We start from the raw sequence: 23,675 nt of genomic DNA on the forward strand, positions 1-23,675 counted from the left end.
TCTGCGTTCAGTCGGCCTTGGCGCCGCTGGCCTGCACCACGCGGGCCCAGGTTGCGATGTCCTCGTGCCATTGCTTGTCGAAGGCCTCGCGCGAGATGGGGTCGGCTTCCATGCCCAGGCTCTTTACCTTCTCGATCAGTTCGGGCCGCTTCACCGCGCGATCGGTGGCCTGCGCCAGTTGGCGCGTGGTTTCGGCCGGCAGGCGTGCCGGCGCGAACAGGGCAAACCAGCTTTCGGTATCGAAGGGGATGCGGCCCTCGGCCAGCGTCGGCACCTGCGGCAGCGCCGACGAGCGCTTGCGCCCGGTCACCGCCAGCGCCTTGATGCGGCCAGCGCGCAAGAGCGGCAGCGCGCCGGCCACGTCGGCCATCGCCACCTGGACCTGGCCGCCCGCGACGTCCTGCAGCAGCGGCGCCACGCCCTTGTAGGGCACGTGCACCGTCTCGATGCCGGTGGCCAGGCGCAGGCTTTCCATGGCCAGGTGGCCGCCCGAGCCGTTGCCCCAGGAGCCGTAGATCAGTGGCTCGCGGCTGCGCCTGGCCAGCTGCACCATCTCCGGCGCGCTGTTCGCGGCATAGGCGGGATTGGCCACCAGCACATTGCCGCCGTGGGCCAGGCGGGCGATGGCGGTGAAGTCGTCCGGGCGGTACTTCAGGTTCTTGAAAAGCGCCGGCGCGATCGCGTGGGTGGCGCTGATGCCCAGCACCAGCGTATGGCCGTCCGGCGCGCTGCGGGCCACCTGCGCGCTGCCCAGGGTGCCGGTGGCGCCGGGCACGTTGTCGACCAGCACGGTGGCGTTCAGTTCCTGCCCCAGGGCCTGCGCCAGCAGCCGGCCCATCACGTCGGTGCCGCCGCCCGCCGGAAAGGGCACGACCAGGCGGATCGGCTTGTCGCCGAAGGCGGCGCGGGCCAGCGGCCAGTGGGAAGTGGCCAGCAGCGAGGCGCCGGCCTGCAGCAGCAGGGCGCGGCGGCGTCGGGATGCATTCATCCTGTTGTCTCCAGTTTTTTTTTGAGAATCGGATCAGGCGAAGTTCACCACCGCATCCGCGGCGGCAATGCCGTCGGCAGTCACCATCAAGGGGTTGATTTCCATCGTGCCCAGGCGCGGGCCGAGGGATGCGGCCAGCGCGGCAAAGCGCAGCACCACGTCGACCAGCGCATCGGCATCGCCATGCGGCCGGCCGCGCCAGCCGCCCAGCAGCTTCAGCACGCCCAGCGCGGCCAGTTGCGCGCGCACGCGGGCAGCGGTGGTGGGGGCGGTGAGCACGGCGGTGCGCGGGTTCAGTTCCACTTGCACGCCGCCCAGGCCCAGCACGATGACGGTGCCGAACACCGGATCGTGCCGCGCGCCCAGCACCAGCTCGGCCAGCGGCGACAGCTTGCGGGCGACCAGCACGCCCTGCCGGCGCGCCTGCGGTGCCAGGCGCGCCACGTCGGCCAGGATGCCGTCGTAGGCCTCGCGCACTTCGGCCTCGCTGCGCAGCCCGACGCGCACGCCGCCGACGTCGCTCTTGTGCAGCAGATCGGCCGAGACGATCTTCAGCACCGCCTGTCCGCCCAGCGCCTGCCATGCGGCCACGGCTTCGTCTGGCGACTGCGCCAGCCGGTGCGGCGCTGCAGGGACGCCGTGCCGCTGCAGGAAGGCCAGGGCCTCGACCTCGTTGAGCACGGCCGGCGCCACGTCGAGCGGCGCCGGCACGTGCACGGATTCGGCATGGTGCGCAGCCCACTGCGCCTTGGCGGCCAGCACCTCCACGGCATGCGTCGGCTCTTCGAAGACCAGGCAGCCCGCCTGCAGCAGCGCCTGTTTCGTCGCCGCGTCGGCGATGCCGCACAGGGCCATCGGCACATCCGGCGCGGCGGCGACGGCGTCTTGCACCATCGCCACGATCTGCGGCGCCAGCACGGGCGAGGCGAGGGCGGCCGCCACGAAGATCGCCAGCGCGTCGTAGGCGCCGCTGGTGGCGGCGCCGCTGGCCGCCAGGCCCAGCACCGGCAGGTCGGACGTCACCTGGCCGGTGACGTCGATCGGGTTCTGCGTGGCGCAAAAGGGAATGCGTTCGCGCAGCGGCGCGGCCACCGCGTCGGGCAGCTCGGGCAGGGCGAGGCCGAGATCCGATGCGCTGTCGGCCATCAGCGTGCCGACACCGCCCGACACGGTGACGATGCCCAGGCGCCGCCCGGCCGGCGCGCGGCCGACGGCGAAGGCCTGGCCAAGCCGGAACATCTCGTCCACCGTGCGCGCGCGGATCGCGCCGGTGGCATCGAACACCGCCTGGTAGACCGCGTCCTCGCCGGACAGGCTGGCGGTGTGCGACATAGCGGCGCGCGCGCCGGCCTCGGTGCGGCCCACCTTGGTCACGATCACCGGCTTGCCGGCGGCGCGGGCCTTGGCCAGCGCACGCTGCAGCGCAGCGCCGTCGCGGGCGCCCTCGATGTAGGCGAGGATGACGCGCGTGTCCGCGTCGTCCGCCAGCCAGTCGATCACGTCGGCCACCGACAGCGCCGCCTCGTTGCCGGTGGTGACCCAGTGGCTCAGCCCGAGGCCGCCCTTGCGGGCCAGCGAAAAGGCGTAGGCCCCGAAGGCGCCGCTCTGGCTCACGATGGCCACCTGGCCGGCCTGCGGAACGCCGGCCAGCGGCGCCGGCGAGAAAGTGGCGAAGAGCTTGTGGCGGATGTTCATCACGCCCAGGCAGTTGGGACCCAGCAGCGCCAGGCCGGCAGCGCGTGCGCGTTCGGCCATGCGCGCCTGCGTTGCCGCGCCGGCCTCGCCCATCTCGGCAAAGCCCGAGCTCAGCACCACCGCGGCGCGCGTGCCCTTGGCAATGAGTTGATCCATCGCCGCCTCCACGCCGGCGGCCGGTAGGGCAACGATGGCCAGGTCGGGCGGCACGGGCAGATCGGCCACCGATGCATAGGCCGGCAGCGCCTGCACCTCGGCCGCGCTCGGGTTCACCGGGTAGATGGCGCCGGCATAGCCCAGGCGTTGCAGCAGCTGCACCGGCATGCCGCCCACCTTCTGCGGGTTCTGCGAGGCGCCGATGACGGCGACGCTGCGCGGGGAGAAAAGCGCGTCCAGTTGCATGAAGAGCCTTGTCGGAAAAGAAAGAAGAAGCGGCTTGGCGTCAACCGATACCGGCATTGCGCTCGCACTGGCGCACCAGCTCCACCAGGCGCGGGCCGACGCGGCCGACCAGCTCCTTGGCGTCGATCTGGCTGCCCGGCACGGCGCAGTTGAAGAGCAGTTCGCGCGTGCCCTGGCGCAGGCGCGAAGCCAGCGCCACGCCCTGCACACCCAGGCCGGCATCGCCGAAGTTGATGGCGAAGCCGTGCCGTGCCTGCAGCTCGAGCGATTCCTTGATGCCGGCCGCGCAGCGCGCCATCTCGTCGGGCCGCTCGGCCTTCAGCTGGCGCAGCACTGCGTTGCGCGCCTTGTCGCCCAGCGAGTACAGCCAGGCGCGCCCCATTGCGGTGGTGGCGACGCCGCGCAGTGCGCCGACGTCGGGCCGCGCCAGCGTGCCGCGCTTGTAGGCGCAGGTCTCGACGTACACCAGGTCCAGCCCCATCGCCACGCCGATGGAGGCGGCGCCGCGCACCTGGTCGGCCAGCGCCTGCAGCATCGGCCGCGCCTGGGCACGCAAGGGAATGGAGACGATGTAGGGGTAGCCCAACGCCACCGCAGCCGGGCCGATGAAGTAGCGGTCGATGCGCTCGTCGCGGTCCAGGTAGCCCATCTGCAGGAGCGTGCGGCACAGCCGCGACACGGTGGACCGCGGCAGCCCCAGCAGCTGTGCCAGCTCGCTGTTGGCGTAGGGACGCGGATCGCGCAGGAAGGTCTCCAGGATCATCATTCCCTTGGCCAGCGTCCCCGCGAAGTTGGGATCGCCATTGCGAAGGGATGCGACATCGGACTGATGCTGGAGCCGGTGAACCATGCGTTCACTCTAGGGCTCGGTCTGCCGTTCTCAAAACGGCATTCCATTATTCGGAACTGTCGTGCGCGTTCAGGCGGTGTCGTGGAGCATCGCGACGTCGGCCAAGTCCTCCGCGGAACTGGGCCGCACCACCCGCGCAACCTCGTGGCCGTCTTGCAGGAAGACCAGCGTCGGCCACAGCTTGATCCTGAAGGAACGCCCGAGCGGGCGGCCGGGACCGTCTTCGATCCGCAGGTGCTTCAGCGCCCGGCCCGCCAACGCCGAGCCGATGAGAGCCTGGGCGTTCTGGCAGATGGGGCACCAGGTGGCGCCGAACTCCAGCACGGTGAGTCCCTGGGTGGCGTCGACCTCGGCGCGGGTGAGGTCGGCATTCGCATATTCGGCAGCGCTCATTGCTTGGCCCTTTTCTCGATGCTCGACCTTAGCACCCGGAAATTCGGCCCGCACGCCAGCGGGAAAGCGTCTTCGATGTAGGCCGAGCGGCAGCGCAGGCGCGGCGACAGCGCATCGACGCATGCTTGCCAATAAGAATCATTCGCATTTAAAATGAGGCTTCGATGTGGCCATTTTTCATGGCACCGCGCTTCGGAACCCTCCATGCAGCACGCAACGCAAGACCTCGAGCAACTGAGCCGCGAGCACGGCGCGCTGATGCGCGACTACGGGCGCGTGCAATCGCGTTGCAGCGATCAGATGCGCGCGCAGGCGCGGGAAATCGAGCGCCTGCACGCGCAGGTGATGCGCCTTCGTGCGCATGTCATCGTGTGCGCCACCGAGCGGGCCTGGGCGAACGAGGACAGCGACCCGCAAGCCCTGGCGCAGAGCCTGCGCGCCGCCGACCTGGTGATCTGCCAGACCGGCTGCCTGAGCCACGGCGCCTACTGGCGCGTGCAGGACCACTGCAGGCGCACGGGCAAGACCTGCGTCCTGGTGGAGCAACCGGAGGCGCTGCGCATCGTGCGCATCCACGGCATCGCCACCTTGCAGGACGAGACGCCATGAAGACCCAAGAGATGCAGCAAGTTTCTTCGCTGCCAGCGCCGCGCCGCGTCCTGGCCGGGCGCCAATGGCTGGGCCTGACCATCGCAGGGGCGGGCGGCCTGGTCCTGCTTGCGCGGCTCTGGGGCTTCGTGCAGACGAACCCCGTCATCGCCAGCGCGCTGCTGGGAGGATCGGCCGCGGCCCTGGCAACGGCCCTGGGCACCTTGCCGGCGCTGTTCTCGCAGCGCCTTTCCGATCGTGTGCAAGACACCTTGTTCGGCTTCGGTGCCGGCGTGATGCTGGCCGCCAGCGCCTTCTCGCTGGTGATCCCGGGCCTGGCCGCCGCGCGCGAAGCCGGCGCCTTGGGCGGCGGCGCGTGGGCGGCCGGCGGCGTGGTGGGCGCGGCCATCCTGCTGGGCGCCTTCGCCCTGCTGGCGCTGGACCGGCTGCTGCCGCACGAGCACTTCATCAAGGGCCGCGAAGGGGCTGCGGCACGCAAGCTGCGCCGCACCTGGCTGTTCGTGATCGCGATTGCGCTGCACAACCTTCCCGAAGGACTGGCGATCGGCGTAGGCTACGCGGGCAACGACGGCTTGCGTGCCAATGCGCTGGCCATGGGCATCGCCATCCAGGACGTGCCCGAAGGACTGGTGGTGGCGGCCGCATTGCTGACGGCCGGCTATCGGCGCGCCTTCGCGGTCGGCCTGGGCATTGCCTCGGGCCTGGTGGAGCCCATCGGCGCCGTGCTGGGCGCTGCCATCATCAGCAACGCGGCAGCGCTGCTGCCCTGGGGGCTGGGCTTCGCCGCGGGGGCCATGCTCTTCGTGATCAGCCACGAGATCATTCCCGAGTCGCATCGCAAGGGCCACGAGGCCTTTGCCACGGCGGGCCTGATGCTGGGCTTCGTGCTGATGATGGTGCTGGATACGGCGCTGGGTTGATTCAGGCGCGCGCTCGGCTTTTCAGGGCTCGGGCCGCATCCAAAGCCAGATCGCGACCACCGCCATCAGGAGCGGTCCTGCGATCTTCAGGGCTGCCGGCACGTGGCTGAAGAAGAGAACGCCCGAGCTGATGGTCATCATCAGCAGCGCAGCCCATTTCGCCTGGCGCGGCACCGCGCCTTGCTGGCGCCACTGCCGGATGTGCTCGCCATAGCGGGGGTGCCCCAAGAGCCATTGTTCCAGCGCAGGCCAGCCGCGGCTACCCGCCCACGCGGCAGCGATCAGGAAGGGAACGGTCGGCAGAACCGGAAGAACGACGCCAAGAAGGCCGAGGCCGACGAGCACCAGAGCCAGCACCCGCCAGAGCAGCCTTGCGATGTGCCCATCGAGCCGCATCAGCGAGGCAGTCGCCGGGACCGTGTGGCCCAGAGCATCGGCAAAAAGAGCATGAGGCGAATGGTAGGTCAATCAGGGCGCCGAGTGGTGCTGCCGGCGGATCCACCACGGGCGGCGCGGGCGGCAGCGGGTCGTCGACCGGCTGCGGCGTGGGCAGCGGGTCGATCACGGGGGGCGGTGCCGGGGGCGGGGGCGGCGGCCCGGGCGGCGGCGCGGGCATGGGAGGGATCGGGCCGGGCGGCGGTACGTTCGGCCCGGCAAGGTGCAAGGGTGCGGTCATCGCCGCATCGTGCGCCCGGGCGGCCTGTCGTCCAGCAGGTGAAGGCCGTCCCTTGTTGTCGGTGCGTCTCCGACGCGCGGCGCCACGGGTGCGAGCCGACGGCCCGGCCCGCCAAGCGCCGGTGGGAGCCGCCCTCAGGCCGCGCTCAAGCCGCCCCAGCCACCGCCCGCGTTCGCCCACCCGCCGCGCGCGACGGAATCCCAGCCTCGATGGTGGCAAACAGCACCTCTTCCACCTGGGCCACGATGCGCTCCCAGCCGGCCTCGCCGGCGCTCTGCCGCGCCCGCTGGCCCATCTGCCGGGCATGCTCGGGCGCCTTGACCAGGTGGCGGGCCAGGCGGACGAACTCTTCTTCGTCGCCCAGGGGCGCGATCAGGCCGTTCTCGCCGCTTCGAATCATCTGGCCGGCGCTGGCATGGTCGTAGGCGAGCACCGCCAGGCCGCTGGCCATGGCTTCCAGCGTGACGTTGCCGAAGGTCTCGGTCATGCTGGGAAAGACGAACAGGTCGCTTGACGCGTAGTACATGCCCAACTCATCCCCGCGCCGCGTGCCGGCAAAGATGGCGTCGGGCACGCTGCCGGCCAGTTGCTGGGCGGCGGGGCCTTCGCCCACCACCACCAGGCGCGCATCGGGCCGCTGCTGGCGCATGGCCAGGTAGGCGTTGGCCAGTGCGCCCAGGTTCTTCTCGGCCGCCAGGCGGCCGACGAACAGGGCCACCGGCGTGTCGGGTGTCGCACCCCATTGGGCGCGCAGCGCTTCGCTGCGGCGCGCCGGGCTGAACTGCTCGGTGTCGACGCCGCGGGTGACCAGCATCAGCCGCTCGAAGCCCGCGCCGCGCAATTGCTGGCGCAGGCTTTCGCTGGGCACCATGGTGAAGGCGGTGCGGTTATGGAACTTGCGCAGGTAGCCCATGATGGGCCGGTACAGCCAGCCGATGCCGTAGTGCTTGCTGTAGGCGTGGAAGTTGGTTCGGAAGTCCGAGCACACCGGCAGCTTGAGCTTGTGCGCGATCTGCAGCGCCGACCAGCCCAGCGGCCCCTCGGTGGCGATGTAGACCAGGTCGGGGCGCTGGCGGCTCCACAGCTGGCCCAGCGCCTTGTTGGCCGGCATGCCCATCTTCATCTCGGGGTAGCGCGGAATCGGCACACCGCGCATCAGCACCTCGTCGAGGCGGTCGGCGCGCTTGGCCGAATCGGTTTCGGTCTGGCGCGGCCGAATGAGCTGGATGTCGTGCTGCAGCGCGCGCAAGCCTTCCACCACCCGCTGCAGGGTCAGCGCCACGCCGTTCACTTCGGGCGGGTAGGTTTCGGTGACCAGGGCAATGCGCAGCGAACGCCTGGCCGGCGGCATGTGATCGACAACGATCGGAGCAAGCGTGGAGCTCATGGCGCGGATGCTGACCACCGATTGCAACAGAGCGATGACGGTCGGCATTTCGTCACCAAGAATTCATGTGCGCTCGTCACGATGCCGTCACGCGCGGCGCAAGCCCGCTGCTGCGCTGCTTGCTTCACCTCAGATCACAGGAGAACCCGTGAACGAATTCTTCCGCACGCTTCAGATCCAACGCTGGGACGACCATCGCTACTACCACCACAGCCGCATCAACCAGTCCTTGCACCTGGTGAGCGCGGTGAGCTTCGTGATCGCCTACGCGCTTCTCTTCGTCGACCCGGTGGCCGCCGCGCTGGTGGGCTGGTGCGTATCCATGACCAGCCGCCAGGCCGGCCATTTCTTCTTCGAGCCCAAGGGCTACGACGAAGTCAACCAGGCCACGCATGAGCACAAGGAAGAGATCAAGGTCGGCTACAACCTCCAGCGCAAGGTGGTGCTGATGGCCCTGTGGGCCGCGGTGCCGGCGGTGCTGTGGTGGGACAACACGCTGTTCGGGCTGATGGACCCGCCCAGCGTCGCAGGCTTCGAAGGCTACGTGCGCCAGGTCGGCTTTGCCTGGCTGGTGCTGGGCGCCGCCGGCCTGCTGTTTCGCACCGTTCACCTGTTCCTGCTGCAGGACGTGAAGACCGGCCTGGCGTGGATGACCAAGATCCTCACCGACCCCTTCCACGACATCAAGCTCTACCACCGTGCGCCCCTGCACCTGCTGCGCGGCGAGCTGATCGACCCCATGGGCGGGGCCGATCGCTCTCATCAAGCCTGAGTGCTAGGAGCGTGGGCGGCAGAGAGCGGGGCCCGCGCCGGGGCGATTCGCGGTGCCAGCCTAGGCGCCGGCGAGGCCGTGTGGCTGGCCACACAACGAGGCGGCAACAACGGATGGCGCCGCGAAGCGCCCCGGCCCGAAGGGTTGGGCCTGCAAGGGGGCGCATGCGTCGTTGCAACTTCTCGCCGGGTGTTCAACCCGGCTGCGCGTTGCGCCTAGCCTGCACCCCCTTGCAGGCCCAACGCGGGCCCCGCTCTCTGCCGCCCACGCTCCTACCTCCCGAAGCGCTGCGCGAGCATCTCGCGCAGGATGCCGCGCTTGATCGTCTTGTTGGTCAGCGCGGCATCGTGCCACCACCAGCCGTCCTTGTGCATTGCGCGGGCCGCCGCCACGAAGCGCTGCGACACGGCTTCGAAGTCGGCGTCGGAATAGTTGAGGCTGAAGATCAGGCGGCCGGTGCCGACCCAGCTCAGCCCCAGGCCCTCGGCGCGCAGGTAGTACTGCAGCAGCCAGTTGTAGCGCGAAGGCTCGGTGTAGAGCACGGTCCAGATCGACGACAGGTTGGCCATCTGCACCGGAACGCCGGCCTCGCGCAACTTCTCGTTGAGCGCGGCGCGGCGGGCGTTCCAGCGTTCGTCCAGCCCGTCGTACAAGGCCTGCACCTCGGGCGCCTCGATGCGCCTCAAGAAGGCGTTCATCGCACCCATCACGTAGGGATGCGCATTGAAGGTGCCGCGGGCAAAGCAGATGTCGGCCGGACGGTCTTCGCGGTAGCGCTTCATCAGCGGCGCGCGTCCGCACACGACGCCGATCGGCAGGCCGCCGCCCAGCGTCTTGCCGTAGGTGACCATGTCGGCCTGCACGCCGAAGTAGTCTTGCGCGCCGCGCGGCGCCAGGCGAAAGCCCACGAAGATCTCGTCCATGATGAGGACGATGCCGCGCTCGGTGCAGACCTGGCGCAGCTTCTTCAGCCACTCGGTGTAGGCGGCGCGGTCGAAGCCGGCGCGCCGGCTGCTGTCCACCAGCGAGGAATCGCCCGGCGCGCCGGCGTTGGGATGCAATGCCTGCAGCGGATTGACCAGCACGCAGGCGATGTCCTTGCGCTTGCGCAACACCTGCAGGGTGCAATCGTCCATCTCGCGCAAGGTGTAGGTCTCGTGCGGCGAGAGCGGGTTGCCCACGCCCGGCTGCACGTCTTCCCACCAGCCGTGGTAGGCGCCGCAAAAGCGCACCAGGTGCGAGCGCTTCGTGTGGTAGCGCGCCAGCCGCACCGCCTGCATCACGGCTTCGGTGCCCGACATGTGGAAAGAGATCTCATCCAGACCCGAGATGGCGCGCAGGCGCTGCACGTTGTCCAGCACGCAGGGGTGATAGGCGCCAAGTACCGGGCCCAGCGGCTCGGCGAGCGCGCTGCCTTCGGCGATGCATGCCTTGTAGAAGTCCACGCCCAGCAGGTTGACGCCGTAAGAGCCGGTGAGGTCATAGAAGCGGTTGCCGTCCAGGTCCTCGATGGTCACGCCATGCGATGCCTGCACGAAGGCGCCCACCGGCAGGTGCTCGCGCACATGCGGGCTGTACTGGAAGGGCACGCGGTAGCTGCTGGTGAACTGCAGGTCCGACAGGGCAGGGCGGGCTTCGCGCGTGGCCGCGATGGATTTGGCGTAGCGCGTGCGAAACAGCTGCGACAGTGCCTCGAAGCCGGCGCGCCGCTTGGCCACCAGCTCGGCAGGTGCGCCGTCGGAATCGAAGAAGCGCCGGTCGTCGTAGGCATAGCCCGGCAACTGCGCCGCGACCCGTTTGGCCATGCGCGAATGGCCGGTGAGCGACGGGTGCTTGGCGCGCGACAGCTCGAGCCGGCGCCAGGCCAGAGGCAAGATGGCCAGGGCTGCGGCCGCGGCGACGGAAGACAAATAGAAAGTGGGGTTCATGGATGGACAAGGGTGGGCGATCCCCCTGTCTACCGTGGCTTCTTTACGCAGATATGAAAACTCTCATCAAACAATCACGCGACGCGCTCTTTCAACAAGAGGACATCAACTTCCTGCTCACCAACCGGGTGCCGCGCATCGCGCTGACGCGCTTCATGGGCTGGTTCAGCAAGATCCGCAATCCGCTGGTGCGCGAAGCTTCGATCGGCGTGTGGCGCCTGTTCACCGAGCTCGACCTGCGCGAAGCAAAGAAGACGCGCTTTCACAGCATGCACGACTGCTTCACGCGCGAGCTCAAGGACGGTGCGCGCACCGTCGATGCAGACCCGGCCGTGCTCGGCAGCCCCTGCGATGCCATCGTCGGCGCCTGCGGACCGGTGGCGGGCGTGGAGGTTTTCCAGGCCAAGGGCTTTCCGTACTCGGCCGTGGAGCTCTTTGGCGATGCGCAGGCGGTGGAGCCCTTCAGGGACGGCAGCTTCGTCACCCTGCGCCTGACCTCCAGCATGTACCACCGCTTTCATGCGCCGCACGACTGCACCGTGGAGCGGGTGCGCTACCTGTCGGGCGACACCTGGAACGTGAACCCGATTGCGCTCAAGCGGGTGGAGCGCCTGTTCTGCCGCAACGAGCGCGCGGTGCTGGAAGCGCGCCTGCACGCGGGCGGCCACCGCATCGCCCTGGTGCCGGTGGCGGCCATCCTGGTGGCCAGCATGCGGCTGCACTGCCTGGACGTGCTGCTGCACGTGGGCTACCAGGGCCCGACGCGCATGGATGTGGACGCGCCCTACGCCAAGGGCCAGGAGATGGGCTGGTTCGAGCATGGCTCGACCATCATCGTCTTTGCGCCCAAGGGCTTCGCGCTGGCCGAAGGCATCGAGAGCGGCACGCGCATCCGCATGGGGCAGGCGTTGATGCGGCTGCCGTCCTGAGAAGCTGTGAACGAACCGGCCTTGCGCTCGCCAGCGCCGGTGCCATCATCCGCGGATGACGGCTTCGCCCGTGATCCGCGCGATCCGCGTAATCCGCGCAATGGCAGCAACGCTCCTGTTGGCCGTGACAGGCGCCGCCAGCGTGGGTGCCCGGGACTTTGCCTCGGAACGGCGCCAGTTGGTGGAGGAGATCCGCGCGCTGGCCGGCCAGACCGCCACCGGGGCCGCTCCGAAGGTCTTCGACGAGCGCGTCATGCGCGTGATGGCGCAGGTGCCGCGGCATGAGTTCGTGCCACCGGAGCAACGGAGCGCTGCCTACGAGAACCGGCCGCTGCCGATCGGCCACGGGCAGACCATCTCGCAGCCCTACATCGTTGCGCTGATGACCGAACTGGCGCGGGCGCAGCCGGGCCACAAGGTGCTGGAGGTCGGCACCGGCTCGGGCTACCAGGCGGCGGTGATGGCGAAGTTGGCGAGCCAGGTCTACACGGTGGAGATCGTCGAGCCGCTGGGACAATCGGCCAGGGAGCGGCTGCGCACGCTGGGCTATGACAACGTCCAGGTGCGCCTGGGCGACGGGTACCACGGCTGGGAAGAGCACGCGCCCTACGACGCCATCCTGGTCACCGCGGCGGCCAGCCACGTGCCGCCGCCGCTCATCCGCCAGCTCAAGCCCGGCGGCCGGATGGTGATTCCGGTGGGCGCGGCCTTCATGGTCCAGCAGCTGATGCTGGTCGAGAAGAATGCCGATGGAACAGTGGCGACGCGGCAGATCCTGCCGGTGATCTTCGTTCCGCTGACCGGCAAGCGCTGAATCCGGAAAGCCGCGATGACCGCGCCGCCGCTCCTTGCCGTGGCCCTGGTCTCGGCCGCGGCGCTGGCCTACGAGATCCTGCTGATGCGGCTGTTCTCGATCAACCTGTGGCACCACTTCGCCTACATGATCATCAGCCTGGCGCTGCTCGGCTGGGGCGCCAGCGGTGCGCTGCTGACGCTGGTGCCGGGGGCCGTGCAGCCGCGCCGCTTCGCGCCGCTGTTCTGCGCCAGCGCGGCACTCTTCGGCCTGACGGCGGTCGGCAGCTTCGTGCTGGCGCAGCGGGTGCCCTTCAATCCGCTGGAGCTGCTGTGGGACCCGCGCCAGCCGCTTCACCTGTTCACCGTCTACCTGCTGCTCCTGCTGCCTTTCCTGTGCGCCGGCGCCTGCATCTGCCTGACCCTGGCGCGCTTTCGTGGCGCGCTGGCGCGCATCTACAGCGTCGACATCCTCGGCGCGGGCGCGGGCAGCCTGGGCGTGGTGGCACTGCTGTTCGTGCTGGCGCCCTTCGATGCCTTGAAGTGGATCGGCGTGCTGGGCTGCGTGGCCGCGGCCATCGGCTGGCTGGAGTGCGGCGGGCCCCGGCGCTGGCCGGCGGCGGTGCTGTTGGCGCTGGCTGCACTGCCCTGGCTGCTGCCGCCGGCCTGGCTCGCGCCCCGCATGTCGCCCTACAAGGAGCTGTCGCAGACCTTGCGCATCCCCGAGGCGCACGTGGTGGCCCAGCGCTCGAGCCCGCTGGGCCTCATCAGCGTGGTCGAGAGCCCGCGCGTTCCGCTGCGCCACGCGCCGGGCCTGAGCCTCGCGGCAACGACCGAGCCGCCGCCTCAGTGGGGCGTCTTCACCGACGGCGAAGGGCTCAATGCGCTGACCCGCTTCGATGACGGACGACGCGAGCGCCTGGCCCACCTGGACCAGATCAGCTCGGCGCTGCCCTATCACCTCTTGCACCGGCCGCGCGTGCTGGTGCTGGGCGCCGGCGCAGGGGCGGACGTGCTGCAGGCCCACTACCACGGCGCCCGCCAGATCGACGCGGTGGAGCTGAACCCCCAGCTCGTCGACTTGGTGCAGCGTGATTTTGCGCACGCCGCCGGCGGCGTCTACGGCCCGATGGCACGTGTGCATGTCGCCGAGGCGCGCGGCTTCGTCGCGGCGAGCAGCGAGCGCTACGACCTCATCCAGGTGGCGCTGCTGGATTCCTTCAGTGCGTCGTCGGCCGGCCTGTACGCGCTGGCCGAGAACTATCTCTACACGGTGGAAGCGCTGCAGGACCAGCTACGGCACCTGGCGCCGGGCGGCCTGCTGGCGATCACGCGCTGGGTCAGCTTGCCGCCGCGCGATGCGCTCAAGCTCTTTGCCGCCGCGGTGCTGGCGCTGGAGCGTTCGGGGGTGGCCGAGCCCGGCGCGCGGCTGGTCCTGGTGCGCAGCTGGAAGACCAGCACGCTGCTGGTGAAGAACGGCGCGTTCACCGCAGCGGACATTGCCGCCGTTCAGGCCTTCTGCGTTGCCCGCTCCTTCGACCTGGGCTACTACCCCGGCATGCGGCGCGAAGAGGGCAATCGCTTCAACGTGGTCGAGGGGCCGGACCTTCTCTTCGACGGCGCCACGGCGCTGCTCGGGCCGCAGCGCGGCGAATTCCTTCGCCGCTACAAGTTCAACGTCGAGCCGGCGACCGACGACAAGCCCCATTTCTTTCACTTCTTCAAATGGGAAACGCTGCCCGAGCTGCTGTCGCTGAAAGAACAGGGCGGCCTGCCGCTGCTCGACTGGGGCTACCCGGTGCTGGTGGCCACGCTGGTGCAGGCGCTGCTGGCCAGCCTGCTGCTGATCGGCCTGCCCCTGGCTTGGGTTGTTGCGCGGCGCGGCGGCGGCCAGGCAGCGCCGGTGCCGGCCGGCGTCTCACGCGCTCGCGTGCTGCTCTACTTTCTGGCGATCGGTTTCGCCTTCATGTTCATCGAGATCGCGTTCATCCAGAAGTTCGTGCTGTTCCTGAGCCACCCGCTGTATGCGGTGGCCGTGGTGCTGTTCGCCTTCCTGCTGTTCGCCGGCATCGGCAGCGGCGTCTCCGGGCGCCTCGCGCATCGCCCGCCGGCGCTGGTGGCGCTTGGCATCGCGGTGACGGCGCTGTCGTGCTTGCTGCTGCTGCCCTGGCTGTTCCGGCATGCGATGGGCTTGCCCGATGGGGTACGCATCCTGATCGCGGTCGCGTTGATCGCCCCGCTGGCCTTCTTCATGGGCATGCCCTTTCCGCTGGGCCTGGCGCGGGTGGAGGCAGCGGATGCAAGGCTCATCCCTTGGGCCTGGGGCATCAACGGCTGCGCCTCCGTCACCGCCGCCGTGCTGGCCACGCTGCTGGCCATCCACGTCGGCTTCAGCGCGGTGGTGCTGGCGGCGCTCGTCTTGTACGGGCTGGCAGCTCTGGCGCGGCCCTGATTCAACTCAAAGCCCGAAGACCAGCGACCGGTGCGCCATCGCACCGGCCAGCGCGCCGTCGCCCACCGAGATCGCCACGTTGCCGAAGCTGCGCGCCGCATCGCCGCAGGCGAAGACGCCGGGCACGCTGGTCTGCAGCAGCTCGTCGCGGGCGATGTAGCTGCCGGTGGGGGTCTGCTCGAGCCGACAGCCGAGCTGCTCGGCCAGGCTGTCGGGCAGGTGGGTGCGGCTCAGGGTAAAAAGGCCGTCGCATTCCACCTGGCGGCCATCGGCCAGCTCCACCGTGGCAGTGCCGCTGATGCGCTTGACCCGTGCGCTTTCGACGGCGACGCCGCGGCTGCGAAGGGCCTGCTGCTGCTCGGCATCCGGCTCGAAGGCGCCGTTGAGAAAGAGGGTGACGCTGCCCCAGTCCGGCAGCATCAAGGCGTGATGCATGGAGAGCGGACTGCCGGCCAGCACGCCGATGCGCCCCTGCTGCAGTTCATAGCCGTGGCAGTAGGGGCAGTGGAAGACGCTTTTGCCCCAGCGCTGCGCCAAGCCATCGATGGCGGGCAGTTCGTCCACCACGCCGCTGGCCAGCACCAGGCGCCTGGCGCGCAGGGTCCGGCCCTCCAGCGCGAGCTCGAAGCGTTCGTCGTCGATGCGCTTTGCCGCAAGGACGCGGGCATCGATCCATTGCAGCGTGGGGTAGGCCAGCAGTTGCGCCTTGGCTTCTTCGATGATGGCGCCCGGCGCGCGCCCGTCCTGGCCCAGGAAGCCGTGCGATGCGGCGGCAAAGCGGTTGCGCCGTTGCCCGGCATCGTCGACGGCCACCCGGCGCCGCGCCCGCACCACCTGCAGGGCGGCCGACATGCCGGCATAGCTGCCGCCGATCACGGCAAGGTCAAGGGTCTCATTCATGCGCATGCTTCAGCTCCTCGATGTGAAGGCCGCATGCCTGCATGCGGCGGTGAAAGTCCTGCGAGAGCTGCGCCAGGCTCACCTGGTCGAGCCGGCGCAGCAGCAACTGCTCGGCGTCGTGGAAGGCCTCGCCCAGCGCCGCGTTGACAGCCTGCTCGACCAGGCAGCCCGGCTGCTCGCTGCGATGCCCGATGGCCAGCAGGGCAGGCGAGCCCAGCGCGCGGTGGATGTCGCCCAGCGTGATCTGCGACAGCGCGCAAGACAGTACCCAGCCGCCGCTGTGCCCCTTGGCCGAGACCACGAAGCCGGCGTCGCGCAAGCCGGCCATCAGGCGCCGCGCCACCACCGGGTTGGTGCGCATCGAGCGTGCCAGCGCCTCGGAAGTGCTGGGCCCTTCGATTTCGGCCATGTGCAGCAGGGCGTGCAGCACATTGGAAAGTCTTGAATCTCTCATCATGCAACATGATAAGTTACATGACATTGGCTTGCATGGCGCAGGGTTTGTAATAATTCGTTAACAAATCGCCAACTCCCGCTGCCCCGCTGCTGCGTCCCATGAAGTTCATCCGCCCCCTTGCCTCGTTCTTTCTGCTGGCCTGCCTGCATTTCGTCGCCGCCGCCGAGTCAGTCTCCGTGTCCGGCACTGGCGCCACCTTCCCGGCCGAGGTCTATGCGCAGTGGGCCAAGCAGTATTCGAGCGACACCGGGGTCACGCTGAGCTACGTGCCCAGCGGCTCCTCGGCGGGGGTGAAGCAGATCGTCTCGCGCGCAGTGGACTTCGGCGCCACGGACGTGCCGATGAGCAGCGCCGATCTGGAAAAGCACCAGCTCTTCCAGTTCCCGACCCTGGTCGGCGGCGTGGTGCCGGTGGTGAACCTGCCGGGCCTGGCCTCCGGCGCCTTGCGGCTGAGCCCCGAGGTGCTGGCCGGCATCTTCGCCGGCGACATCCAGCGCTGGAACGACAAGGCCATCGCCGCCCTGAACCCGGGGCTGGCGTTGCCCGACAGCCGCATCACCCGCGTGGTGCGCGCCGACGGCTCCGGCACCACCGAGATCTTCGTGCGCTATCTGCACCAGAGCGCCGCGGCCGCAGCCGCGGCCATCGAAGCGCAGGGCAGCCGCGCCAAGTGGCCCGGCAGCAACGTGAATGCGGTGGACGGCTCCGGCAAGCTGGCGCAGGCGGTGAAGGCCACGCCGGGCGCCATCGGCTACATCTCGTCTGACTACGTGCTGCGCGAGAAGCTGGCCGCGGCCAGCCTGCGCAACAAGCGCAGCGAATGGGTGCAGCCCAGCATCGAGGCCTTCAGCGCCGCCAGCCGCGCCGGAGGTCTTTTCAAGACCAGCCTGGAAGCCGCGCCGCTGCTCGACATCGACGGGCCCGGCGTCTGGCCCATCGTCACCGCCACCTACGTGCTGGTGCCGCGCCAGCCGGCCTCGGTGGAGCGCGCCGGCCGCACATTGAACTTCTTCTACCGCTCCTTCCTGCTGGGCGACAAGGCCGTGGCCGGCACCGGTTTCGCGCCGCTGCCGCTGTTGACCCAAGCGCGCATCGTCAGCCTGTTGACCAGCTTCCGGGCGAAGGATGGGCGGCCGGTGCCGGTGCTGGGTGGCACAGGCCCGGGCGTGCCGCTGGCGCTGCAGCCAGGGGCCTATCAACTCCCCACCACGGGCGCCGGCTTCAGCGTGTCGATCAATTCGGTGCCCACCGGCCCGTCGCAGTCGCACATCTATGGCGTGAGCCTGACGCGGCCCTGAGACGAGCCTCGCTTTACGAAGCCGCTCGGTAAAAGCCCTGGTGCCCCGGCACCAGGGCTTTTTTTCGCCGTCCCGCATCTACCATGCGGCCCATGCAAGCCAGTTCCACCACCACCGCGTCCTGGCCCGACGTGCCCTTCGAAGCCATCGTCGAGCAATCCGTTGCCGGGATCTACGTGATCCAGGACGACCACTTCGTCTACGCCAACGCCACCTGGGCGGCGATGGCCGGCTACACGCCCAAGGAGGTGATCGGCATGCCGCTGGCGCGCATCGTGCCGCCCGACTTCCTGGCGGTGGTGCGCGAGCGAGTGCAGGCGCGCCTGGATGGCAAGCCGCCCAGCATGCGCTTCATCACGCGCGGCCTGCATCGCGACGGCCATGTGGTGATGGTGGAAGTGCACGGCTCGCGCATGGACTATCGGGGCCGGCCGGCGGTGGTGGGTGTGGGCGTGGACGTCACCGAGCGCCTGCACAACGAGGCAGAGCTGCGCCGCTCGCTGCAGCAGCTGCAGGCCTTCAGCAGCCACACTGCCGCCAAGCTGGAAGAGCAGCGTGGTGCCTTCGCGCGCGACCTGCACGAGGTGCTGGGCGGCATGCTGAGCGCGATCCGTGTCGACGCGGTGCGTGCGCTGCGGCTGGCCGAAGGGGCCGAGCTGCAAGCGCTGGTGCAGGAGCTGCTGGCGCTCGCGCAGCAGGCCAGCGAGGCGGTGAAGGAGATGTCGGACGCACAGCGGCCCGGCACCCCGGCGCGGCTGGATGGCCCGCAGACAGGGCCCGCGCACCTGCGCCTGAGCGCGCGCGAGACGCAGATCATGCAGCTGCTGCTCAAGGGCATGTCGCTCACCGAGATCGGCGAGCGGATGCAGATCAGCGTCAAGACCGTCAGCACCCACCGCAGCCACATTCTTGCCAAGCTGGGCGTGGCCAGCACGGCCGAGCTGGTGCTCTACGCGGTGCGCCAGGGGCTGGTGCAGTAGCGCTAGCGAGGGCGGCTGTCAATCAGCCGATTCCGACCCGCCCCTGGTGGATGACCAGGGGCCATGCGTTGACGCTTGTTTCCACAATCCTGCCCGGAGCCAAACGGTTCCGAAAACAACAACAGGAGACAAGCGTGAGCCCCATTTCTGCCCCTGCGCCGCGCGCGCACTGGTGGCGCCTGGCCTTGGCCTGCGCCTTTGCCTTGGCCGCATCATTGCTCGGCATCGCCCCGGCGCAAGCCGCCTACGACCAGCAACTGACCCGCCAGCTCGACGCCGGCAAGATCTACGGCAAGGCCGACGCCAGCAACACCCACGCCTTTCTGGGCGTGCCCTTTGCGCAGCCGCCGGTAGGCGCGCTGCGCTGGCGCGCGCCGCAGCCGCCGGTGCCCTGGACCGGCTCGCGCGCGGCCACTGGCCTTGCGCCGATGTGCGCACAGGTCGGCAGCTTCTTCGGCGAGCCGGACCCGGCCACTTTCGACCAGCCGGTGGGCAGCGAGGACTGCCTGTACCTGAACGTCTGGCGGCCCAACTCCAGCGCCGACAAGCTGCCGGTGCTGTTCTGGATCCATGGCGGCAGCAACCTCAAGGGCTCGGCGCGCGAGCCGCTGTACAACGGCGCCTACCTGGCGGCCAAAGCCAACATGGTGGTGGTCACGGTGCAGTACCGGCTGGGCATGCTGGGCTGGCTCAAGCATTCGGCGCTGGCCAACGGCGACGCCAAGGACGACTCGGGCAACTTCGCCACCCTGGACCTGGTGCGCGGGCTGGACTGGGTGCGCGCGAACATCGGCGCCTTCGGCGGCGACACCACCCGGGTGACGGTGGGCGGGCAGTCGGCCGGCTGCATCAACACCTGGGGCCTGCTGCAGTCGCCACTGGCGGCCGGCAAGTTCCAGCGGGCGCTGTGCATGTCGGGCATTCCGAATGCATACCCGTCGGTCGTGGGCCAGTTGGCCGCCGATGACCTGGTGAACAAGCTGCTGGTCGACAGCGGCCGTGCCTCCACGCCCGAGCAGGCGGCGGCCCAGCGCCTCGCCATGAGCCCGGCCGAGGTCGCGGCCGTGCTGCGCGGCGCCACGGCGGCGCAGATCATGAAGTTCACGCCCTATCCGGTGGTGCCCGGGCATTTCACCGACGGCACCGTGATCCGCGCGAGCGGGCTCGTGGGCCTGGTGGCCGGCAACTACAACAAGATGCCGCTGATGATCGGCTCCACGCACGATGAAGGCTCGTACTTCGCCTACTCCTTCGGCATGGGCAAGCCCACGGCGCAGGAATACTGGCAACTGGCCAACTACGCGCCGCCCGGCAGTGTCACGGCGGGCGACCTGATCAAGCCGGAGTTCCAGCCGATCTATACCCAGACCCACGAGGCCATCAGCTACGCGCTGGACAACGTGACCGACAACGTGGTGCGCCTCCTGCGTCTGCAGCAAGGTGGCATCTACCGCTACAACTTCAACTGGAACGACACGCCGCAGCCCTGGCAGGACACCTTCTCGGCCTTCCACGGCATCGACATCGCTTCGCTGTTCGGCAACTTCGTGACCAGCGAGCCGAACTTCATGCGCTTTGCCTGGGATGCCGGCAACGCGTCCAAGCGGCAGGCGCTGTCGGACCGCTTCATCAAGCACTTCTCGAGTTTCGCCCGCACCGGCGCGCCTTCGCAGCTCTTCGACGGCCAGACCGCCTGGCCCGACTGGACCAACTTCACCTGCTGTGCCAAGCGGATGATCTTCGACAACAGCTCCTACATGTCGTCGGCCGACTACTTCTTCTTCTGGCCGCGCTACGCGCTCCTGTCGCCGCAGCAGAAGGACTACCTGTGGAAGGTGATCGATTTCAACGCGCTGCCGGAAAACGTCGATCCGCTGCGCGGCGGGCCGCACTAGGCTGGCGGCCAACATGTCGACTCCTCCTTTCTGCGGCGACTCGCCGGCCGGTCGTCTCGCAGGCTCGAAGCTCGCGCGCCGCCGCGCCTTGGCACGCCTGGCCGTGCTGCCGCTGGCCGCCGCCCTGCCGCTGCGCGCCCGCGCCCAGGCGGCGGACCTGGTGGTGGGGCAGGTGGCCCCGCTGTCGGGCATTGGCGCCAGCACCGGCGAGCAGATGGTGCTGGGCGGGCGCATCTACTTCGACTGGATCAACCAGCAGGGCGGCGTGCACGGCGCACGCATCCGTCATCTGGTGCGCGATGACGCCTACAAGGTCGACGAGACCGTGCGCCTCGCGCGCGAGTTGCTGGCGCGCCCCGAACTGGTGGCGCTGTACGGTTTCGCCGGCACCGCCAATATCGGCAGGCTGCTGTCCGAAGGCGTGCTCGAGCGCGGCGGCGCCGCGCTGGTGGCGCCGTACACGGGCGGCGAGCCCTTGCGCGATCCCTTCAATCCCTGGATCTTTCACGTGCGCGCGGGCTACGGTGACGAGACCGAGCACATGGTGCAGCAGCTCGCCACCCTGGGCCTGGCTCGCGTGGCCGTGATGTACCAGGACGACGCCTTCGGCCAGGCGGGCATGGCGGGCGTCAAGGCCGCGCTGGCGCGGCGCGGCCTGAAGCTCTCGGCGGCGGCCGGTTACGAGCGCGGTACCGACCAGGTGGACCCGGCCGTGCAGGCCATCCTGGCCTCGGACGCGCAGGCCGTGATCATGATCTCGGTCAACAAGTCCACGGCCGCCTTCATCAAGCGCTACCGCGAGGCCGGTGGCGGAGGGCAGCTCTACAACATCTCGGTGGTCGACCCGGCGGAACTGGTCAAGCTGGCGGGCCTGCAGAACGCGCGCGGCGTCGGCATCAGCCAGGTGGTGCCCTATCCCTACCAGCCACGGCTGCCGGCCATCCGCGAGTACCACCAGTTGCTGGCCCAGTACGCGCCCGGCCAGTCGCCCAACTACACCAGCTTCGAGCAGTTCCTGGGCGCCAAGGTGCTGGTCGAAGGGCTGCGCCGCGCCGGCCCGGCGCCCACGCGCGCACGCCTGGTGCGGGCGCTGGAGTCCATCGCCAACTTCGACCTGGGTGGCGTGTTTGTCGGCTACTCGGGCGCGAATCGCATCGGCTCGCGCTTTGTCGAAGTCACCGTCATCGGCAGCAGCGGCAAGCTTTTGAAGTGAAGTCAGCGCGCCTGCTGGCTCGCCATGTCGTCGCTGAACACGGCCAGATGGGCACCGGTGCTTTGCGCCGTCACCGGCGCCTGGGTGACCAGCACCGTGTCGCCGCTTTGCATGGCGGCGAGCACGGCGTCATGAAAGGGCTTGGGCAGGCGCACGCGATCGAGCATCGTGCTGTCCAAGGTCTGGCCGGCTTCGTCCGCATGGCCTGGCACGCCGGTGTAGATCCATTGCGAGCGTCCCTGCGCATCCTTGGTCAGGGTCAGGGCATGGGTTGCGGAGTCGCCAGTCGCCGGCAGCGTGATGCGGGCACGGCCGATCTCGACGCCGTTGCGCAGCACCACTGCCCGCTGGTCGGCGCGGGAGATCACCACCGCGATCGGCCCGCCGGGCGAGCGCTCGGGCGTCCAGCGCCAGTCTTCGCCCTCGGGCAGCGGCGCATGCGCCGCGCTGCCGCCCGCGGTGTCGATGGGCGCCAGCACGCCGGCCGGCGCCATCCGCACTTGGGCGCCGGCGCGCCCGGCCACCACCACCGTGCCGTGCATCTCGGTGGTGCCGAACAAGAGGCGCGCGAAGGCGTAGGGCAGGTGGATGCAGCCGTGGCTTTCGGGATAGCCCGGCAGCCCGCCCGCGTGCAGCGCCACGCCGTCCCAGGTCAGCCGCTCCTGGAAAGGCATGGGCGCGCTGTTGTACTTGCTGGAGCGGTGCTTGGCGTCCTTTTGCAGGATGGTGAAGACGCCGCTGGGCGTCTCGTGTCCCGGCTTGCCGGTGGACACGGTGGTCACGCCGATGCGAACACCGTTGCGATAGACGGTGGCCAGCTGGCGCGTCAGGTCCACGTAGACCGTGACCGGCCCGCTGCGCGAGATCTCGGGCGCCCAGACCCACTCGCCCGGCTTCAGGCTGTCGGCCTTCTGCGCCAGCTCGACCGCCGAACTCGCCTTGGCGCCCTGGGCGGCGGCGAACTGCCACATGGCGCCTGGCGCGAGCAGGAGGAGGGTGGCGACGGTGCTGAGGATGGCGGGCTTCAAGGCGGGGCTCCGGCGAAATGAAAACGGCCCCTGCGAGGGGCCGTTTGACGTTTCGGTGATATCCAGATATGTGGAGCGGGTGAAGGGAACATCACCTACTTCCTAACCAAATGATTGGTAAGGATTTTCTCAGATTCCTTACCCCGAGAAAGCCTTGATTGTGGACTTGAACGACGAGGGCGGTCAAAGTGCGTGCTACGGCTGGCCCGACATGAGCCAGCGGTACTCGAGCATCGTCTTGCAGCGGCGGGCACCCAAGCGACCGGCAACGGTGGGCCGACGGGAGCAGGCGGGAGCACTCAAGATGGTCGCGTCCCATTCCGTGGTGTAGGTCCACAGCCCGGAGAAGGCTGAGATGCACGGTACTCAGCGCGCCACTGCGGACAGCCGGGTGGGCTCAATGTCGCTCAGGGTCTGCAAGCCTTCAAGCGGCATATAGCGCCGGTTGAGCGACCACTCGTCGTTCTGCTCGAGCATCATGGCGCCGACGAGCCACGTGATCGAGGCGTCGTTGGGGAAGATGCCCACCACGTTCGTGCGCCGCTTGATCTCGGCGTTCAGTCGCTCCAGAGGATTGGTCGAGTAGATCTGCGTCCAGTGCGCCCGCGGGAAGGTCATGAAGGCCAACACGTCGTTCTCCGCGTTGTCCATCAGATGGCCGACCTTTGGGTACTTGTCTCGGAGCTGGTCGGCCACCGATCTCCATTGCGTGCGCGCTGCATCAGCCGAGTCCTGCACGAACACCGTGCCGATGGGGGCCGAGACCATGCGCCGCTAGGTCTTGCCGGCATGCGCCAGGGCCATGAAGTGCACCCGGCAACGCTGCCAGGTGGCCTTCAGGTTGGCAGCTCGGCGACATCACAACATCGCCTCGGTAGCGATGGCGAACAAGAACGCACGCTTGGCGTGGGCTCTGCTCTCCACGGGCAAGGCGTATGAACCGGAGCACGTCCCGACACCGATGGCATAGCAATCTTGCTTCCGTCGTGAGCAGCTGAGCAGCGATACGACGCCGTAATTCTTCCGCAGGTTGCTTTGGCAATCGATCGTTGATGGCAACATAGGTAGGACCGGGGCTGGTCGAACCTGGCGTAGATAACGAGCTTCGAGC

General features: G+C 69.1%; 20 protein-coding genes and 1 pseudogene. 10 read left to right on the forward strand and 11 right to left on the reverse strand.

Annotated features, from left to right (window positions below; translation table 11 throughout):
• Positions 1 to 7: 7 nt before the first annotated feature.
• The 4 genes from ACIPRI_RS21455 to ACIPRI_RS21470 form a co-directional block, all read right to left on the reverse strand.
• Positions 8 to 988: a Bug family tripartite tricarboxylate transporter substrate binding protein gene (locus tag ACIPRI_RS21455; RefSeq protein ID WP_446623503.1), complete on the reverse strand. Its 981-nt coding sequence runs from the start codon at positions 986 to 988 to the stop codon at positions 8 to 10.
• A gap of 33 nt (positions 989 to 1,021) precedes the next feature.
• On the reverse strand, positions 1,022 to 3,085 hold the full coding sequence (locus tag ACIPRI_RS21460) for an acetate--CoA ligase family protein (RefSeq protein WP_446623504.1): 2,064 nt from the start codon (positions 3,083 to 3,085) through the stop codon (positions 1,022 to 1,024).
• A gap of 40 nt (positions 3,086 to 3,125) precedes the next feature.
• Positions 3,126 to 3,935 (reverse strand): IclR family transcriptional regulator, encoded by an 810-nt coding sequence (locus ACIPRI_RS21465; RefSeq protein WP_446623505.1) that lies wholly within the window; start codon positions 3,933 to 3,935, stop codon positions 3,126 to 3,128.
• Between the two features lie 69 nt (positions 3,936 to 4,004).
• The gene (locus tag ACIPRI_RS21470) at positions 4,005 to 4,328 is read right to left on the reverse strand and encodes a thioredoxin family protein (protein WP_446623506.1); all 324 of its coding nucleotides are present in this window, start codon (positions 4,326 to 4,328) and stop codon (positions 4,005 to 4,007) included.
• A 204-nt stretch (positions 4,329 to 4,532) separates the two neighbouring features.
• Between ACIPRI_RS21470 and ACIPRI_RS21475 the strand changes: the two genes are divergently transcribed.
• Together ACIPRI_RS21475 and ACIPRI_RS21480 are read left to right on the forward strand one after the other, a co-directional pair.
• A complete protein-coding gene (locus tag ACIPRI_RS21475) occupies positions 4,533 to 4,937 on the forward strand; it encodes a DUF2325 domain-containing protein (RefSeq protein WP_446623507.1) in 405 nt (134 codons plus the stop codon).
• 11 nt (positions 4,938 to 4,948) lie between these two features.
• The gene (locus ACIPRI_RS21480) at positions 4,949 to 5,857 is read left to right on the forward strand and encodes a ZIP family metal transporter (RefSeq protein WP_446623541.1); all 909 of its coding nucleotides are present in this window, start codon (positions 4,949 to 4,951) and stop codon (positions 5,855 to 5,857) included.
• A 21-nt stretch (positions 5,858 to 5,878) separates the two neighbouring features.
• Here the strand turns inward: ACIPRI_RS21480 and ACIPRI_RS21485 are convergent, their stop codons facing one another.
• Together ACIPRI_RS21485 and ACIPRI_RS21490 are read right to left on the reverse strand one after the other, a co-directional pair.
• On the reverse strand, positions 5,879 to 6,325 hold the full coding sequence (locus ACIPRI_RS21485; RefSeq protein ID WP_446623508.1) for a YbaN family protein: 447 nt from the start codon (positions 6,323 to 6,325) through the stop codon (positions 5,879 to 5,881).
• Between the two features lie 353 nt (positions 6,326 to 6,678).
• Positions 6,679 to 7,968, reverse strand: coding sequence for a glycosyltransferase family 4 protein (locus tag ACIPRI_RS21490; RefSeq protein WP_446623509.1), 1,290 nt, complete (start codon positions 7,966 to 7,968; stop codon positions 6,679 to 6,681).
• Positions 7,969 to 8,068: 100 nt separating this feature from the next.
• Here ACIPRI_RS21490 and ACIPRI_RS21495 point away from each other — a divergent pair, with 100 nt between their 5' ends.
• Entirely contained in the window at positions 8,069 to 8,692 is a 624-nt protein-coding gene (locus ACIPRI_RS21495) for a hypothetical protein (RefSeq protein WP_446623510.1), read from the forward strand.
• A gap of 272 nt (positions 8,693 to 8,964) precedes the next feature.
• Here ACIPRI_RS21495 and ACIPRI_RS21500 read toward each other — a convergent pair whose 3' ends face one another.
• Positions 8,965 to 10,620: an aminotransferase class III-fold pyridoxal phosphate-dependent enzyme gene (locus ACIPRI_RS21500; protein WP_446623511.1), complete on the reverse strand. Its 1,656-nt coding sequence runs from the start codon at positions 10,618 to 10,620 to the stop codon at positions 8,965 to 8,967.
• A 53-nt stretch (positions 10,621 to 10,673) separates the two neighbouring features.
• Here ACIPRI_RS21500 and asd point away from each other — a divergent pair, with 53 nt between their 5' ends.
• The 3 genes from asd (at position 10,674) to ACIPRI_RS21515 (ending at position 14,793) form a co-directional block, all read left to right on the forward strand.
• Positions 10,674 to 11,549: an archaetidylserine decarboxylase gene (gene asd, locus ACIPRI_RS21505; protein ID WP_446623512.1), complete on the forward strand. Its 876-nt coding sequence runs from the start codon at positions 10,674 to 10,676 to the stop codon at positions 11,547 to 11,549.
• Between the two features lie 100 nt (positions 11,550 to 11,649).
• A complete protein-coding gene (locus tag ACIPRI_RS21510; RefSeq protein WP_446623513.1) occupies positions 11,650 to 12,363 on the forward strand; it encodes a protein-L-isoaspartate(D-aspartate) O-methyltransferase in 714 nt (237 codons plus the stop codon).
• 15 nt (positions 12,364 to 12,378) lie between these two features.
• Positions 12,379 to 14,793, forward strand: a complete 2,415-nt coding sequence (locus ACIPRI_RS21515; RefSeq protein WP_446623514.1) for a spermidine synthase — start codon at positions 12,379 to 12,381, stop codon at positions 14,791 to 14,793.
• Between the two features lie 6 nt (positions 14,794 to 14,799).
• Here ACIPRI_RS21515 and ACIPRI_RS21520 read toward each other — a convergent pair whose 3' ends face one another.
• Together ACIPRI_RS21520 and ACIPRI_RS21525 are read right to left on the reverse strand one after the other, a co-directional pair.
• Positions 14,800 to 15,693: an NAD(P)/FAD-dependent oxidoreductase gene (locus ACIPRI_RS21520; RefSeq protein ID WP_446623515.1), complete on the reverse strand. Its 894-nt coding sequence runs from the start codon at positions 15,691 to 15,693 to the stop codon at positions 14,800 to 14,802.
• The gene (locus ACIPRI_RS21525) at positions 15,686 to 16,150 is read right to left on the reverse strand and encodes an Rrf2 family transcriptional regulator (protein ID WP_446623516.1); all 465 of its coding nucleotides are present in this window, start codon (positions 16,148 to 16,150) and stop codon (positions 15,686 to 15,688) included. Before ACIPRI_RS21525 ends, ACIPRI_RS21520 begins: the two co-directional genes overlap by 8 nt.
• 98 nt (positions 16,151 to 16,248) lie before the next feature.
• Between ACIPRI_RS21525 and pstS the strand changes: the two genes are divergently transcribed.
• From pstS to ACIPRI_RS21545, 4 genes are all read left to right on the forward strand, one after another.
• Complete coding sequence (pstS, locus tag ACIPRI_RS21530; RefSeq protein WP_446623517.1) at positions 16,249 to 17,448, forward strand: phosphate ABC transporter substrate-binding protein PstS; 1,200 nt, start codon at positions 16,249 to 16,251, stop codon at positions 17,446 to 17,448.
• A gap of 92 nt (positions 17,449 to 17,540) precedes the next feature.
• Entirely contained in the window at positions 17,541 to 18,428 is an 888-nt protein-coding gene (locus ACIPRI_RS21535; RefSeq protein WP_446623518.1) for a PAS domain S-box protein, read from the forward strand.
• 134 nt (positions 18,429 to 18,562) lie between these two features.
• Complete coding sequence (locus ACIPRI_RS21540; RefSeq protein WP_446623519.1) at positions 18,563 to 20,323, forward strand: carboxylesterase/lipase family protein; 1,761 nt, start codon at positions 18,563 to 18,565, stop codon at positions 20,321 to 20,323.
• 13 nt (positions 20,324 to 20,336) lie between these two features.
• Positions 20,337 to 21,536 carry an ABC transporter substrate-binding protein gene (locus tag ACIPRI_RS21545; protein ID WP_446623520.1) on the forward strand — a complete coding sequence of 400 codons (1,200 nt, stop codon included), beginning with the start codon at positions 20,337 to 20,339 and terminating at the stop codon, positions 21,534 to 21,536.
• A gap of 2 nt (positions 21,537 to 21,538) precedes the next feature.
• Here the strand turns inward: ACIPRI_RS21545 and ACIPRI_RS21550 are convergent, their stop codons facing one another.
• Entirely contained in the window at positions 21,539 to 22,564 is a 1,026-nt protein-coding gene (locus ACIPRI_RS21550) for a L,D-transpeptidase family protein (protein WP_446623521.1), read from the reverse strand.
• 366 nt (positions 22,565 to 22,930) lie between these two features.
• Positions 22,931 to 23,404, reverse strand: a pseudogene (locus ACIPRI_RS21555) (transposase); the annotation flags it as partial.
• Between the last annotated feature and the right edge of the window lie 271 nt (positions 23,405 to 23,675).

Source organism: Variovorax sp. LARHSF232, assembly GCF_052871435.1.